Source organism: Cyanobium sp. ATX-6F1 (assembly GCF_047395825.1).
Taxonomy (GTDB): Bacteria; Cyanobacteriota; Cyanobacteriia; order PCC-6307; family Cyanobiaceae; genus ATX-6F1.
On record NZ_JBCEBF010000001.1, the window covers coordinates 1,083,882 to 1,097,554 of the forward strand.

At 66.6% G+C, this 13,673-nt stretch carries 15 protein-coding genes and 3 pseudogenes; 11 read left to right on the forward strand and 7 right to left on the reverse strand.

Annotation, left to right across the window (positions count from 1 at the left end; genetic code table 11):
* The first annotated feature begins 99 nt into the window (after positions 1-99).
* Positions 100-2,433: a putative bifunctional diguanylate cyclase/phosphodiesterase gene (locus AAF143_RS06455; RefSeq protein WP_255009362.1), complete on the forward strand. Its 2,334-nt coding sequence runs from the start codon at positions 100-102 to the stop codon at positions 2,431-2,433.
* Between the two features lie 389 nt (positions 2,434-2,822).
* Here the strand turns inward: AAF143_RS06455 and AAF143_RS06460 are convergent, their stop codons facing one another.
* The 3 genes from AAF143_RS06460 to AAF143_RS06470 all read right to left on the reverse strand — a co-directional run bounded on the left by AAF143_RS06460 (position 2,823) and on the right by AAF143_RS06470 (position 5,029).
* A complete protein-coding gene (locus tag AAF143_RS06460; protein ID WP_414026662.1) occupies positions 2,823-3,443 on the reverse strand; it encodes a hypothetical protein in 621 nt (206 codons plus the stop codon).
* A complete protein-coding gene (locus AAF143_RS06465; protein WP_414026898.1) occupies positions 3,440-3,937 on the reverse strand; it encodes a sigma-70 family RNA polymerase sigma factor in 498 nt (165 codons plus the stop codon). Before AAF143_RS06465 ends, AAF143_RS06460 begins: the two co-directional genes overlap by 4 nt.
* A 108-nt stretch (positions 3,938-4,045) precedes the next feature.
* Positions 4,046-5,029 (reverse strand): DMT family transporter, encoded by a 984-nt coding sequence (locus AAF143_RS06470; RefSeq protein ID WP_255009367.1) that lies wholly within the window; start codon positions 5,027-5,029, stop codon positions 4,046-4,048.
* Positions 5,030-5,103: 74 nt separating this feature from the next.
* Between AAF143_RS06470 and AAF143_RS06475 the strand changes: the two genes are divergently transcribed.
* The 8 genes and pseudogenes from AAF143_RS06475 to AAF143_RS06510 all read left to right on the forward strand — a co-directional run bounded on the left by AAF143_RS06475 (position 5,104) and on the right by AAF143_RS06510 (position 10,254).
* Complete coding sequence (locus AAF143_RS06475; protein ID WP_414026663.1) at positions 5,104-5,487, forward strand: hypothetical protein; 384 nt, start codon at positions 5,104-5,106, stop codon at positions 5,485-5,487.
* Positions 5,484-5,612, forward strand: a complete 129-nt coding sequence (locus tag AAF143_RS06480; RefSeq protein ID WP_414026899.1) for a DM13 domain-containing protein — start codon at positions 5,484-5,486, stop codon at positions 5,610-5,612. The genes AAF143_RS06475 and AAF143_RS06480 overlap by 4 nt, the downstream gene beginning before the upstream one ends.
* A 10-nt stretch (positions 5,613-5,622) precedes the next feature.
* Positions 5,623-6,333: a DUF4079 domain-containing protein gene (locus tag AAF143_RS06485; RefSeq protein ID WP_255009404.1), complete on the forward strand. Its 711-nt coding sequence runs from the start codon at positions 5,623-5,625 to the stop codon at positions 6,331-6,333.
* A gap of 24 nt (positions 6,334-6,357) precedes the next feature.
* Positions 6,358-7,236, forward strand: coding sequence for a hypothetical protein (locus AAF143_RS06490; protein WP_255009370.1), 879 nt, complete (start codon positions 6,358-6,360; stop codon positions 7,234-7,236).
* A 134-nt stretch (positions 7,237-7,370) separates the two neighbouring features.
* Entirely contained in the window at positions 7,371-7,613 is a 243-nt protein-coding gene (locus AAF143_RS06495) for a hypothetical protein (RefSeq protein WP_414026664.1), read from the forward strand.
* The gene (locus AAF143_RS06500) at positions 7,586-8,485 is read left to right on the forward strand and encodes a thioredoxin family protein (RefSeq protein WP_414026665.1); all 900 of its coding nucleotides are present in this window, start codon (positions 7,586-7,588) and stop codon (positions 8,483-8,485) included. The genes AAF143_RS06495 and AAF143_RS06500 overlap by 28 nt, the downstream gene beginning before the upstream one ends.
* Before the next feature lie 92 nt (positions 8,486-8,577).
* Positions 8,578-8,999 (forward strand): annotated as a pseudogene (gene moaC, locus AAF143_RS06505) (cyclic pyranopterin monophosphate synthase MoaC); the annotation flags it as partial.
* Positions 9,000-10,254, forward strand: a pseudogene (locus tag AAF143_RS06510) (molybdopterin molybdotransferase MoeA).
* Positions 10,255-10,261: 7 nt separating this feature from the next.
* On the opposite strand, the pseudogene AAF143_RS06515 reads toward AAF143_RS06510, so the two are convergent.
* Together AAF143_RS06515 and AAF143_RS06520 are read right to left on the reverse strand one after the other, a co-directional pair.
* Positions 10,262-10,721, reverse strand: a pseudogene (locus AAF143_RS06515) (molybdopterin synthase catalytic subunit).
* On the reverse strand, positions 10,721-10,981 hold the full coding sequence (locus AAF143_RS06520) for a MoaD/ThiS family protein (protein ID WP_255009374.1): 261 nt from the start codon (positions 10,979-10,981) through the stop codon (positions 10,721-10,723). The pseudogene AAF143_RS06515 and the gene AAF143_RS06520 overlap by 1 nt, the downstream one beginning before the upstream one ends.
* A gap of 102 nt (positions 10,982-11,083) precedes the next feature.
* On the opposite strand from AAF143_RS06520, the gene moaB reads away from it, so the two are divergent.
* Positions 11,084-11,608, forward strand: coding sequence for a molybdenum cofactor biosynthesis protein B (gene moaB, locus AAF143_RS06525; RefSeq protein WP_255009376.1), 525 nt, complete (start codon positions 11,084-11,086; stop codon positions 11,606-11,608).
* Between the two features lie 6 nt (positions 11,609-11,614).
* Positions 11,615-12,406: a sulfite exporter TauE/SafE family protein gene (locus tag AAF143_RS06530; protein WP_414026666.1), complete on the forward strand. Its 792-nt coding sequence runs from the start codon at positions 11,615-11,617 to the stop codon at positions 12,404-12,406.
* On the opposite strand, the gene AAF143_RS06535 is transcribed toward AAF143_RS06530, so the two are convergent.
* Positions 12,382-13,071, reverse strand: a complete 690-nt coding sequence (locus AAF143_RS06535; protein ID WP_255009379.1) for a molybdopterin-dependent oxidoreductase — start codon at positions 13,069-13,071, stop codon at positions 12,382-12,384. The genes AAF143_RS06530 and AAF143_RS06535 overlap by 25 nt on opposite strands.
* Positions 13,068-13,673 carry a cytochrome b/b6 domain-containing protein gene (locus AAF143_RS06540; protein WP_255009381.1) on the reverse strand — a complete coding sequence of 202 codons (606 nt, stop codon included), beginning with the start codon at positions 13,671-13,673 and terminating at the stop codon, positions 13,068-13,070. The genes AAF143_RS06535 and AAF143_RS06540 overlap by 4 nt, the downstream gene beginning before the upstream one ends.

Here is a 13,673-nt window from a genome sequence, read left to right on the forward strand (position 1 = left end):
GAACACGCCCAGTCAGCAACCATGGTGTTGAGCGCTCGCCGTTGATCTACCCATTCTCTGCTTTGTTCGGTAAGGTCACAATCAAAGACCAGGCTCGATTTGAAGAAGTTCTTTCTGCCGTGGATCAAGGAGGAACGCGTCGATCTGCGCCGGAGCCAACTGCGCCAACGCCAGGCTGTTTTGCTGGCACTCCTTGTGCTGACCCCTCTGATGGTGATGGAGCTGATCCGTCGAGGGGTTGATGTCAACAACAAAAGGCTGAATGAGTTGAAGGATTCGACGGCCCAGTCTTCTCCATCGCAAAAATGGCTGCAGGGAAAGGCGGATGATTGGACCCGCAGAACTGAGTTTCTTGACTATCTCAGGAAGAAGACTCCAGAGGGCTATATACGTCTGAACGAAGCCAGCAAAAGGGTTGAACCCGGTGTGATGCTGCTGCTTTTTTCGAGCACGGGTGATCTGTTGTTTAAAACCAACAGGCTGTCCAATGGTGGCCTCGATGATCCTTTGCTGAAGAACTGCGCCACCGGTCAGTTGAAGCTGTTGCCGAAGCGAGGCGTTACCCGTCAGTTTTTCTGCCGCGACAGTCGCAACCAGGTTTTCAAAGGGGTAGTGAGACCGGTGGGCGTGAAGCCCGCCAACGAAGCGCCATGGGGACAGTTGGTTTATCTGACACCCTTCGCCCCAGACGGCTCACTTCTGAAATCTCCTGATGCTGAGGTGGTGGAAGGCACGATGCGGTCTTTGGTGGATGATCTGCCCCTGATGTTGGTGCTGTTGGCAGCGCTGCTCACCTTCCGAATGGTGATGATGCTGGAGCGTCGTCGGGTGATGGTTCTTCAGCGCCATAGAGAGCATCAGGCGGGCCTGCGGATTCGGAGGAGCAGTGAGCGGTTGGATCACATGCTTGAACGGCTCGGAGCTTCAGACGGATCCCGTGGCTTGGCAGTTGAAGATGAGGTGACCTCGATCATCTTTGGAGTCAACAAGCAAGCACCCTTGGAGCAGGAAGCCTCAGCTCCCAAGACTGATGGCATGGAGCACAAGCTCGGAGTAGTGGCGAAACGCTTCGAGCAGTTTCTGGAATCTGCCCGGGCTTTGGCACTGCTTGATTCTCTTACCGATCTACCGAATCGCCGCTATTTTCTCGTTCGCCTTGAGATTGAGGCTCAGCGCGCCAAAAGAAGTGGTAAGCCCTACGCGGTCATGTTTGTTGATATCGATAAATTTAAGCAGATCAATGATACCTATGGGCATGGTGTGGGCGATGCAGCGCTTTCGACCGTCGCAGACAATTTGCGCGAGTGGTGCCGGCGTGAGGACTTTGTCGCTCGTTATGGAGGGGATGAGTTTGCGGTCTTGATGGATCTCTCTGGTTTGGAGGATCGTAGCGAAAGTAATCTCAAGGCCAAGGCCTATCTGTTCGCAAATAGGCTGATATCTAGGTTTGAAGCCCCCTTTGAACTTGGCGCTGTATCGCTACCGATTCGGCTAAGTATCGGCATTACGATTGTACAAGGGGGCGATACTGACTTCAGGCAAGCGATGAAGCGATCAGATGTTGCAATGTATCAGGCTAAGAAGCAGTTTCATAGCCGCATCTTTGTTTTTGGTGAGGAGGCCTTAAGGGAGGAGCTTGACGACTATCAGCTGTTTGCTGATCTACAGAAAGCACTGGAGAATCATGAGCTGGCGGTGTTTTTTCAGCCGATTCTTTCAACCAATGGAGGCATCCATACCGTCGAGGCGCTGGCGCGCTGGACCCACCCAACCGAGGGAGACGTGTCGCCAGAAACGTTCCTGGCCCTGGCGGAGCGCTATCGATTGATTGGCCCCCTTGGTGAAGAGCTTCTGCATCTTGCTGTGAAGGGTTTTGCGACTCTGCTGGCCAGCATGAACAGTGATCTCAGGCTGGCGATCAACGTGACCGCATCTCTGCTCAACAATCCGGATTTCGCTCTGATGCTCCTTCAGATGCTCAGCAAGCAGAGAGTCCTTCCGACTCAGGTGACTCTTGAAATTACGGAAACTTCCCTGTTCCAAACCGATTCCGCCACAGAAGACAATCTGCGGATCCTCAGGGATTCTGGGATGGATTTATCTCTTGATGATTTTGGAACCGGTTATTCCTCGCTCAACAGGCTGTTTCTTGTCCAACCCAATGAGATCAAGATTGACAAGTCTTTCGTGAAAGACCTTGATACAGATGCAACGGCGATGCGGATCGTCAAGCTGATCACCGGCCTGGCTACATTGATGAAGATAAGGGTTGTCGCCGAAGGCGTGGAAACCAACGAGATTGCCGATCTTCTCTCTGAGCTCGGCGTTCATCATCATCAAGGATACTTGTATTCCAAGGCTCGTGCCACTAACGATTTGATCGCATCAGGCGCCAAGGCCTTCGAGCGAACGCAGAAAGCGTCAACGTCCTGAGCTGCTTGCAGCTATCCGTTGCTCAGGGCGGTTGATCTCACTGCAACGTTAAGGGTTGTCGTCAGTTCAGCCCGCCGTTGAAGGCTTGGACCCCTTGGGCGCGATCCCCCATCGATGGGCAGTTCACGTGGTGCAACGTTCAGCACGTTCAAAGCTGTGCTTTGTTTCGAATCGATTGATTCATGAAGTTCTCATGGCGAGGTGGGTGTGTCGGGGTCCGTCGGCGTGACGCGCACCTGATCGAAGAGCTCTGGCGCTGGCCCAGCGCTCACGCCTTGGGGCTCAGATCGGACCGCTGAGCACCATGGGCCCCTTCGGCGCCGTGCCATTGGGATCCCGCTCCAGGCTGACACTCACGCCCTTGGCCAGGCTGGTGGGCATGGTTGGGATCAGCATCGCCACATGGCCCTGGGCTGTCGGCACGAAGGCGACACAGCCGACCTTGTGACCGTCCACGTTGGCCCAGAGCCTGTACACATGGCCGGGGGCGCCGCTGGCAGATCATTGAGCATCAACACGTTGTGGGTGGTGTTGCCCGTCACCAGCACCTCCCCGTTCGCCGCGGCGCCGGGGGCCATCGCCGTGAGCGTTAGCAGACGGTGGGGGGCCTGAACGGCGGCTCCCTGCGGTTTTCTCTGTTGGCCTGACAACTGGTTCTGCACCTGGGCGAGCTGGGTGCGCGTTTGCTGCAGCTCCACCCCCAGGATCAGCAGGCCCAGCCCCAGCAGGGCCGGTACCAGCCACGGCAGCCGGGAGCGTGAGGGAGGGTTCGGTTCGAGCAGCCGCTGGCGCAGCCGGGCCGGGGGCGTCGCCGTGGCCGGCAGGGCCAGGGGCAGCAGTTCGAGGGTGGTGCGGAACTGATCGAGCCGCTGGCGCAGTTCGGGCTGCTCCCGCAACAGGGAGGCCAACCGCTCCCGTTCGTCGGCATCGAGATCCCCCAGCGCGTGGCCAGCGAGCAGGGCGTCGCGGTCGTCGTCGAGGGAGGAGCGGCGGTTGTCGTTGGGGTTCATGGTTCGCTCCGGAAGTCGATCAACAATTCCCGCAGTCGGATCAGCCCCTGGCGGGAGCGGGTCTTGACGGTGCCGAGCGGCAACTGGAGCTGCGCGCCGATCGCCGACTGGCTCAATCCCTCGTAATACGCCAGCTCCAGCACCTGACGCTGGTTGGCGGGAATCGACTCCAGCGCGACCTTGACCCGACGGGCCAGGTCGTCCGTTTCCGCCTGCTCGTGGGGGCTGGGCACGGCGGTGGCAAACAGCTGGGATGACCAGCGTTGCACCAGTCGCCAGCGGTTCTGCCGCTGCTGCAGACGATTGAGGGCCATCGAACGCGTCAGCAGCAGCAGAAAGGCCAGCACCGGCCCCCGGGAGGGGTCGTAGCGGTCCTGCTGCCAGTAGCGCAGGAAGACGTCGTGGGTGAGGTCTTCCGCTTCCTGGCGGTCGCGGCACAGCCGCAAGGCCAGGCGGTAGACCGGGCCGCCGCAGGCGTCGTAGAGCGCGGCCAGGTCGCGGTGGTCGCCGGGATCGCTGGCTGGGAGGTCTCCCGTTCGCCGTTGGGCCGGGGCATCGGATTCGGGGGAGTCACTCCCAAGGGAGGGGCCGTGCGCACATCGTCAAGGCAAGTACCGCTGGGGAGGCCGATCGGATTGCCCCGGGGCACTGCTCCAGAACGCGCCCGCCAGCACCAGAGCGAGACCCAACACAGCCTGGAAGCTGAGTGGTTCCTGCAGCAGCAGAGCGGCGCTGACCACGGCCACCGGCAGCGACAGGCTGCCCCAGAGCGACACCATGGCGACGCTGCTGTGGCGATAGGCCAGGCGCAGGCAGAGTTCGCGCCCCAGGCTGAGAACGACGGCATAGACGCCGATCACACCCACCACCCACCACAGCTGCAGCAACAGGAAATGGTGGGGTCCGAACAGCACCAGGGCGATCAGAGCGAAGACCAGGGCGGTGAGCAGGGAGGGCACCCCCACACTCACGGCGACCGGCCAGCTGCGTCCGGCGATCGTCCGCCCCGTGATCGCGGCCGAACTGAAGGCCGCCACCCCCACAAGCGCCCAGCCGATCCCCACCCGATCATCCATGGGCCCGCCCATGGCCGCCGAGGCCACCTGGGGCAGCAGCAACCCTGCAGCGATCAGGCCGAGGCTGAGGGCGAAACCCCGGGGCAGGGGCTCGCCCAGGAGCCAGCGGGCCAGCAGGGCTGAGAGCGGCAGCACCAGCGCGAACAGAAGCGTCTGGCTGACGACCGAGAGCGCCTGCAGGGCCAGGTAGTAGGCGATCGGACCGAGGAACAGACCCAGGCCAGCGTCGAGGGCCAGCAGGCAGCGGTCGGCGGTGCTCAAGGCGGCCAGCTCCCTTGGCAGCGTCTGCCGGGCGGGCAGCAGGGCCACCAGACCTACCACCAGCTGGGAGAAGAAGAAGACATTGCAGAAGCTGATCGGATTCTCGCCGAGAACCAGGTGGCTGGCCCCGGCCAGTTGCAGACCCTTCAGCGCCGTGGCGTCGAGGCCCCGCAACAGCACGTAGAGCAGCAACGCCAGCACACCGAAGCGGCCCGACATGGATGTGTGCAATCCGAACGGTCCGGTCATCGGTAGTAGGGGGCGCGGGAGCCGATCCGTCTTGGCTCAAGGCTTTCGCTCTACTCACACCCTTTGAATCAATCATGGCCCACGTCAACCGTTCACTGACCAAGAGCCTCGCCCTGGCCCTGATCGGTGCCTCCGCGCTCAGCGGTGCCGCTCTCCATGCCGAGTCCATGTCCAAGCCGGATGGTGGCGCGATGATGAAGAAGGAAGGTGCCGGAATGATGGCGCCCGCCGCGATGATCCAAGGCACGTTCCGCAAGGCCGAAGCGCCAGTCAGCGGTGGCTTCACGATCAAGAAGGAGGGAAGCGGCAAGGTGCTCGTCTTGAGCAGCGATTTCAAGACCAACGACATGGCCCCGGATCTCAAGGTGATCTTCAGCCCCTCGAGCACCCCCTGGCCAGCACCAAAGCCCCCGGTTTCCCGCTCAAGCCCGGCAGCTACACGATCCTGGCGTCGCTGAAGTCGAGCTCCGGTGCCCAGACTTACGCAATCCCCGCCTCGGTCGATCTGAAGGCCCAGGGATCGGTGTTGATCTGGTGCAAGAAGTTCAACGCCACCATGGCCTGGGCGCCCCTGAAGCCCTGAACAACCCATGTTGCAGACCATCGATTGGCTCTGGTTGTTGCACCCCGCCCTGGCGGTGGTGCTCGTCTACCCCTTGCTCGGCATGGTGCTGCGGTTGGCGCAGCAGACCCGGGACCGGCGTCTCAACCAGGCCAAGCTGCCGCCCACCGTGGGGCGCGACCATGCCGACCTAGGCCAGTGGCTGGCGACGTCGGTGGTGGCCATCGTGCTGATCGCCCTGGGGGTGGTGATCGCCACCAAGCATCCCCTTGGCGCCTTTGAAGGCGGACCGTTCCGGTTGCTGCTCCTGCTCATGGTGCTGGCCGGATCGGTGGGAGCGCTGGTGGCCCTGGGCCGCGTCAAACAGCCGCTGTACCGGGCCACCTTTGCGTTGCTCTGCTGGGCGGGCGTGCTCGCCCTGGGGATGCAGCCGGAGGTGTTCCGCCTCAGCGACAACCCCTTCACCCTCCCTTTCTGGCAATCGCACTTCTGGGGCGGGGCCGGCCTCACCGGGCTGATGCTGTTCTCGGTGGCCTGCCGCCCCGAGATCCACAAGCACCTGCGCTGGCGGCGGTGGCACCTCAGTGCCAATGTGCTGGCGGCCCTGATCTTCCTGGCCCAGGGGATCAGCGGGCCCCGGGATCTGCTCGAGATTCCGCTCGGCTGGCAGAAGCCGGCCGTCTACGCCTGTGATTTCCAGGCCCAGCGCTGTCCCACCCCCGTGCCTTTGGCCGCTCCTTAAGGATTCATCCCGACCGCCGGATTCATGTCCTTCCGTTCGCCGGCTCCTTCGATGGCCCGCCGCCGCCATTGGCAGTCCCTGGGTGTTCAGCACAGCCCCTGGCAACGGCTCTGGCGTCAGCCGGTGTCGATGGTGATGCGCATGCCCTGGCCGCTGTTCTTCCTGGCGATGACCGGGCTGTATCTGGCCGAATTGGTGGTGTTCACCCTGGCCTTTCAGCTGGATGCCGGCCACCTGGAGGGCATGGGGGCGATGGGCCTGCCCGCCAGCCTGGTCTTTGCCCTGCAGAACCTGTTCAGCGCCAGCTTCCGCGCCGCCGAGTTGACGTCGGGCTATGGCCTCGCCGTGGCGGCCATCGAACGGCTGGTGGGTCTGCTCACCAACGCGATGGTGACTGGCCTGTTCTTCCTGCGCTTCACCCGGGTGGACGCGCCGCTCACCTTCAGCCGGGCCCTTTGCCTGAGCTCCTGGTCCGGCGGGCACCTCAGCTGCCGCTTCGTCACCACAGATCCCAGCCACTGGCTGAAGGTGTCCTACGGGATGTTCCTCTTCCAGGATGAGGAAATCGAACCTGGGGTAGTGCAGCGGCGGGTCGAGGCCCTGCCGGTGCTCAACGGCCAGACCCCCCAGCTGCAGGTCACGGCGGTGATCAGCCACCGGCTCTCGCCGGACAGCCCGCTGCGGCGGCTGGGCCTGGATGGGCTGCAGCGGGCCAATGGGCTGCTGATGGTGCAGGTGGAGGGCACCGACGCGGTGACGGGAGCCCCGCTGCTGCAGATCAACGCTTACCGCCCCGACGACATCCGCGTGGGCGAGGTGTTCGCCGATCTGGTCAGCCTTGACGCCTCCGGGCGCCGCCAGGTGGACCTCGACGCCCTCGATCGCACCCGCCCTCACCCATGACCCTGCTGCTCTTGGCCTATCTGGGGGTGCGCTCACCCTGCTGAGTGCCTGCATCCTTCCAGTGCTCCCCTTCGTGTTCGCCCGCGCGGGCGAGCCGTTCCTGACCCATGGCCTGCCCCTGCTGGGGCATGGCGTTGAGCTTTGCGTCCGTCGGGTCGCTCGCCGCCGTGGCCGGCGGCTGGGCCGTCCAGGCCAGTCAGTTCGGGCGTGCCGCGGCGCTGTTGCTGATGGCGCTGTTCGGGCTGTCGCTGCTGTTTCCTGCCCTGGCTGAGCGCCTGGGTCGGCCCCTGGTCCGGCTGGGGGAGCGCCTGTCGTGGCATGCAGAGGCGGGGGCAGCCCCGGGCGCCCGGTGGGCTCCTCGCTGCTGCTCGGTGTAGCTGTGGGTCTGCTCTGGGCCCCCTGCGCCGGTCCGATCCTGGGCCTGATCCTCACCGGTGCCGTGGTCGGGGGTGCCGGCGTCCGGACGCCCCTGCTGCTGCTCGCCTACGGCCTCGGTGCCGCCAGCTCCCTGGCCCTGGTGCTGCTGGCCGGCGGGAGGCTGGCGGCGGCCCTGAGGCGCACGGCGGCGGCCACCGCCTGGATCCGCCGCGGCCTGGGCGGTGCCGTGCTGGTGGCCGTGGGCGTGATCGCCCTGGGGCTGGAGCAGGCCTCGCTGGCCCGCTTTGCGTTTGCCGACACGGGTGCTTTGGAGCGGGCGCTGCTGGCACAGGTTCAGCCCGCTGGCAGTAGCCCGAAGCCGGCTGGAACCGCCAGCAACCTGCCGGTGCTGGGCACCCTGCCACCCTTTCCGAAGGGGTCCGCCTGGCTCCATTCCCCGCCGCTGAGCCGCGATCAGCTCTGGGGCAAGGTGGTGCTGATCGACATCTGGACCTATTCCTGCATCAACTGCGTGCGCACGCTGCCCCATGTTCGGGCCTGGGCGCAGAAGTACAAGGACCACGGTCTTGTCGTGATCGGTGTGCACACGCCGGAATTTGCCTTCGAGCGCGACCTTGCCAACGTGCGGGAGGCCTCGAAGCGTCTTGGGGTGAGCTATCCGGTGGTGATCGACAACGACTACGCGATCTGGAAGGCGTTCAACAACAACTACTGGCCCGCCTTCTATTTCATCGACGCCCAGGGGCGCATCCGCGCCACCCACTTCGGAGAAGGCGCCTACGACAGATCGGAGCGGATCCTCCAGAGCCTGCTGCGGGAGGCCGGCCAGACCAACATTCCGGGCGGTCTGGTGCAGCCCTGGGCCCGCTGAGGCTGCCGCGAGGTTCGGGGGCTTCGCCATGATCGGTTGATGCAGGATTCATCCCCCGGCTCAGCCACCTCAACCCCCGCGGCGAGGTGCACATGGTGGAGGTGGGCGATCGCCCCGCCACCGACCGCCGCGCCGTGGCCGAGGGGTTCATCGCGATCGCAGCGCCGGTGCTGGAGTCGATCCTCTCGGGTACCGCCGCCAAGGGCGATGTGCTGGCGGTGGCGCGGGTGGCGGCGATCCAGGCGGCCAAGCGCACCTGGGAGCTGATCCCCTCTGCCACCCGATTGCCCTGACCGGCCTTGAGGTGCGGATCGAACCCGCAGGCGATGGCTCCGGCCTGCGCCTGGAGGCCACGGCCCGCACCACCGGTCCCACGGGGGTGGAAATGGAGGCGCTCACCGCTGTGCAGGTGGGTCTGCTCACCCTCTACGACATGGTCAAATCCGCCGATCCGGCGATGACGATCGGACCCGTGCGGTTGCTGCGCAAGGAGGGTGGTCGCCATGGGGTGTGGGTGTCCCCCAGCAGCGCTCCAGCGGAACCCTTCCCCGCCGAGGGTCTGCCCCTCGAAGAGGCGCGCCGTCTCATTCTCGAAGCCCTTCAGCCCCTGGGCGGCAGCGAGAACCTGCCCCTGGCGGAGGTGCTGGGCCGGGTGAGCGCCGAGCCCGCGCTCGCCCGCGAGGCGGTGCCGGGGTTCAGGGCTTCGATCATGGATGGCTATGCCCTGGCCGATGCCGGGGTGCCGGAGTTGGGGCAGAGCTGGCGCCTGGTGGGGCGCTCGGCCCCGGGGGCTCCCTATGAAGGCGTTTTGGCGGCGGGGGAGGCGATCCGTATCCTCACCGGTGCGCCCTTGCCGGAGGGGGGAACAGGGTGTTGCCCCAGGAGCTGGTGGAGCGGGAGGAGTCCAGCCTCCTGCGTCTGGGCCGCCCGGCGGGGCCGAACCCCTGGATCCGCGCCGCCGACGAGGAGGCCTCAGCAGGCCAGGAGCTGCTGGCGGCGGGGGAGCGGCTCGGGGTGGCCGACCTGGCGCGTCTGGCCAGTTGTGGTGTGGGGGAGTTGGCGGTGCGTCCCCGCCCCCGGATCGGTCTGCTGATCAGCGGCGATGAGCTGGTGGCGCCAGGGAAGCTCCGTGCGCCCGGTTGCATTTGGGAGAGCAACGGCACCCTGCTGGAAGCCCTGCTGGCGCGGCTGGGCTACGGCGTCAGCGAACGGCGCGTGGAGGCTGATGACCCTGGCGCCCTGCGCCAGGCCCTGATCGAGCTGGCGGCAGGCTGTGATGTGGTGGTGAGTACCGGCGGCGTGTCGGCGGGCGACAGCGACTGGATGCGTGCCCTGGTGGCGGAGCTGGGGGAGGTGGCCTTCTGGAAGCTGTTCCTCAAGCCGGGCCGCCCCTTCGCCTGGGGCCGGGTACAGGACCGGCCGTTCTTTGGTCTTCCGGGCAACCCCGTGGCGGCGGCGATCACGGCGTTGCAGCTGCTCTGGCCGGCACTGCAGCGGCTGGAGGGGGCCGAGATTAAGCTCTTGCCGCGGCTGAAGGTGCACCTGGCAGCGGATCTCAACCGCGGCCCCGGCCGCCCGGAGCTGGCCCGGCGCGGCTGCAGGTGGGAGCCGATGGGGCCTTGCTGGCGCTGGTGGAGGGCAGCCAGGCCTCCTCGCGGCTGGGTTCGCTGCAGGGGGCGGACTTGCTGCTCGAGATCCCCGCCGAAGCGGGAAACCTGGCGGCTGGTACGGAACTGTGGGCCCAGCTGCTGCGGCTGCCGATCCTTTAGGAGCCGTTCAGAACGGCGTGTTGCCCTCCACCCAGGTGCCCACGCCACCGCTCCATTCCCGTTTCCAGAACGGCGCCTCGTGCTTGAGCGCCTCCAGCAGCTCCTGGGCGCAGCGCTGGGCGGGGCCGCGGCGGTCGGCCGCCACAGCGACCAGGACGATCGCTTCCACCGGGTCGCACCCGCCCGACGCGGTGGGCCAGGCGCACACGGCTCACCCCGTGGCGCTCCGCCAGCTCCTGGGCCAGGTCCTGCAGGCGCCGTTCGCTCATCCCCGGGTAGTGCTCCAGCTCCAACGCCTCCAGGGCCGTGCCATCGGCGCCCACAGGTCGCACGCGGCCGATGAAGTGGCTCTCGGCTGCCGCCAGGGGCGCCAGGGCCGAGGCGGCGAGCTGCCAGGCCGCCAGCAGCTCCAGGGGCATGAACGGCTCCGGGTGCAGGCTGATCAGCAGCTCGGCGGGGAGGTCCATCAGCCGCCGCTGATCGGGGGCAGGAAGGCCAGCTCATCGCCGGCCCTGAGCCGCGCATCGGCGGCGGCGAACTGCTGGTTGATGGCGACCCGCAGCGGGGCGGGCAGCGGGCTCGGCCCGAGCCCCAGCCGCTCCCAGATCTCGGCGGCGCTGACGACACCCTCCCCCAGGGGCACGGTCCGCTCGCCCCAGCCGGCCTGCTCCCGCAGCCGCGCGAACAGACGCACGGTGATGGTGGGGGTGGCCTCGGGGGCGGTCATCACGGCGGGGTAGCTCCGATGAGCCTGGCACCTCCCGCCCGACGCCGGTAAGACTTCCGGTCGCCCGTGTCTAGGGTCGGGCTTCCATCTGACGCTGTCTCCGTGGGCCTTGCGATCGCCCTGCTCACCATCTCCGATCGCCGCAGCGCCGATCCTGAGCTGGCCGATCCCTCCGGCGATGCCCTCGAGCAGCGCCTGGGCGCGGCGGGCCATCAACTGCTGGAGCGTTGCCGTGTTCCCGACGATCGCTACCGGGTGCGCGCCGAGCTCAGCCGCTGGATCGCCGATCCTGCCGTGCAGGTGGTGATCACCAGCGGCGGCACCGGCCTCACCGGCCGCGACGGCACCCCGGAGGCGGTGGCGCCCCTGCTCGACAAGACGATCGAGGGCTTCGGCGAACTGTTCCGGGTGCTGTCGTTTGAGACCATCGGCACCAGCAGCCTGCAGAGCCGCTGCCTCGCCGGGGTGGCCAACGGCACGGTGATCTTCGTGTTGCCCGGCTCCCTCGATGCCGTCACAACGGCCTGGGATCGCCTGATTGGCGCCCAGCTGGAGGCCACCACCGCCCCCTGCAACCTGGTGCAGCTGCTGCCAAGGTTGCGCGAATCGCCGCACCTACCGGCCTGATCACCGATGGAGCCTTCCACCTGGCTGCTAGCGGCCCTGGCCACCGTGGCCTTTCTCTATGCCGGCGTCGGCCATGCCGGCGCCTCCGGCTACATCGCCGTGCTGGCTCTGGCGGGATTCGCCGCCGCTGAGATCCGCCCCCTGGCGCTGGTGCTCAACGTGCTGGTGGCGGGCCTGGCCAGCTGGCAGTTCATCGGCGCCGGCCACTTTCGCCGCGCGGTGTTTCTGCCCCTGGCGCTGGCCTCGGTGCCGGCCGCCCTGGTGGGAGGGATGGTGGCCCTGCCGGGCCCCTTGCTGCAACGGCTGATCGGCGTGGTCTTGCTCCTCTCCGCCTGGCGGTTGCTGCGGCCCGCGCTGCCGGAACCGTCCGCCGCCGCCGTGCCGGGGCCGTTGGGTTTGGGGCTCACCGGCGGCCTGCTCGGTCTGCTGGCTGGCCTCACCGGCACCGGAGGCGGCATCTTCCTCACGCCGTTGATGATCCTGCGCGGCTGGCTGGCGCCCCGCCAGGCGGCGGCGATCTCGGCGCCCTTCATCCTGGTCAACTCCCTGGCGGGGCTGACGGGTTTGTTGATCGCCAGGGGGCCCGCCGCGCTGCCTTCCCTTGCCCTGGTGGGGCCGATGGCCCTGGCGGTGGCGCTGGCCGGGGCCCTGGGGGCCTACGGCGGCAGCCGGCGCTTCAGCCCCTCTGGATCCGGCGCCTATTGGCGCTGGTGCTGGTGGTGGCCAGCGGCAAGTTGCTGGGCCTGGGGGGATGAACGGGGCGGGGCCCGGGCTCAGAGCCCGGCGAACCACTCGTAGCCCTGGTCTTCCCAGGTGCCGCGTCGCTCCCCCAGGGTCGCCGTCACCCGCAGGCCGGTCACCCACTTGCTCTGCTTGTACCCCAGCTTGATCGGCGCGGCCAATCGCACTGGGGCGCCGTTCGGAGCCGGCAGGGGGGCCCCGTTCATGTGGGTGGCCAGCAGGGTCTGGGGGTGCAGGGCCGAGGCCAGATCCCAGCTTTCGAAGTAGCTGTCGGCCGAATCAATCAGCACATAGCCGCCCAGGGGCGAAAGCTCCGCCAGCCGCAGCACGTCCGCCAGGCGCACCCCCGACCAGGCCACCACCGCGGACCAGCCCTCCACACACACGTGGCGCATCACTGAGGTGTGCTGGGGCAGGGCGGCAAGGTCGGTCAGATCAAGGTTCAAGGGACGGCCCACCAGTCCCTTCACCTGGAGGCGGTAGCGCTTTGGATCAAGGCGGGGTGTGCCGTTGAAGCTGTTCACCAGCAGCGCGGCTGGCTCCACCTGATCGGGCCTGAATTCCGGCACCTTCCCCTGGCCCTGGAGCAAGGCTTCGAGGCGTTCGTTCAGGGGCTGGGTGCCGTTGCCCACCGCTTCGCTGACGCCGTTCAGGGCGCAGCCCCCCAGCAGCAGAGACGAACTGCCTCCGAGGCCCAGGCCGAGGAGCTGACGCCGGTTCACAGGGTCATGGCCCGCAGCAGTCGCAGGCCGCCGACACGCCAGCTCAACACCACGTGCGCCAGCACCAGCAGGACCATGGCCGGGATCGTGGCCAGGTGGCTCACCCGCAGCGCCTGCCAACTGCTCACCCCGAGCGGTTCAGCCAGGGCAAACAGGCTGGTGAGCCACCAGAACTGCGCCGGTTTGTACATCGCCAGACCACTGATCAGACTGAAGGCCAGCACGATCAGCATCAGGGTGTAGACGATCCGGTGGGCCGAGAGCCGCCGCCGTGGCGCACTGGCGCTGGCCTTCAGAGCGGTGAGATCACCGAGTTCCCCCAGGCGCCGGCGGCGGCGCTGGATCAGCAGGGCCAGCCAGAGGCCCAGGTTCAACGCATAGAGGCCCATGAAGCCGAAGTGCCAGTCGCGGCCCCCCGACAGCCAGCCGCCGAGGGTGAACAGATCCGGCACGGTGGCGCCTCCCCGGCCCCCGAAGACGGGGTTGGCGTTGTAAATCTGCAGGCCGCTGGCGGCCATCACCAACAGCACCACCAGGTTGAAGCCGTGGAAGGCCCGGGTCCAGAGCGGGTGGTGGGGCTGGCGGGCGGACGTGTGGGCCAT

Excerpts from the sequence above, each read along its gene's own strand:
- AAF143_RS06520 (WP_255009374.1), bottom strand. The coding sequence starts at position 10,981 with ATGACCGCCCCCGAGGCCACCCCCACCATCACCGTGCGTCTGTTCGCG.
- AAF143_RS06540 (WP_255009381.1), bottom strand. The coding sequence starts at position 13,673 with ATGGCCCACACGTCCGCCCGCCAGCCCCACCACCCGCTCTGGACCCGG.
- AAF143_RS06530 (WP_414026666.1), top strand. The coding sequence starts at position 11,615 with ATGGAGCCTTCCACCTGGCTGCTAGCGGCCCTGGCCACCGTGGCCTTT.
- AAF143_RS06490 (WP_255009370.1), top strand. The coding sequence starts at position 6,358 with ATGTCCTTCCGTTCGCCGGCTCCTTCGATGGCCCGCCGCCGCCATTGG.
- AAF143_RS06475 (WP_414026663.1), top strand. The coding sequence starts at position 5,104 with ATGGCCCACGTCAACCGTTCACTGACCAAGAGCCTCGCCCTGGCCCTG.
- AAF143_RS06460 (WP_414026662.1), bottom strand. The coding sequence starts at position 3,443 with ATGAACCCCAACGACAACCGCCGCTCCTCCCTCGACGACGACCGCGAC.
- AAF143_RS06470 (WP_255009367.1), bottom strand. The coding sequence starts at position 5,029 with ATGACCGGACCGTTCGGATTGCACACATCCATGTCGGGCCGCTTCGGT.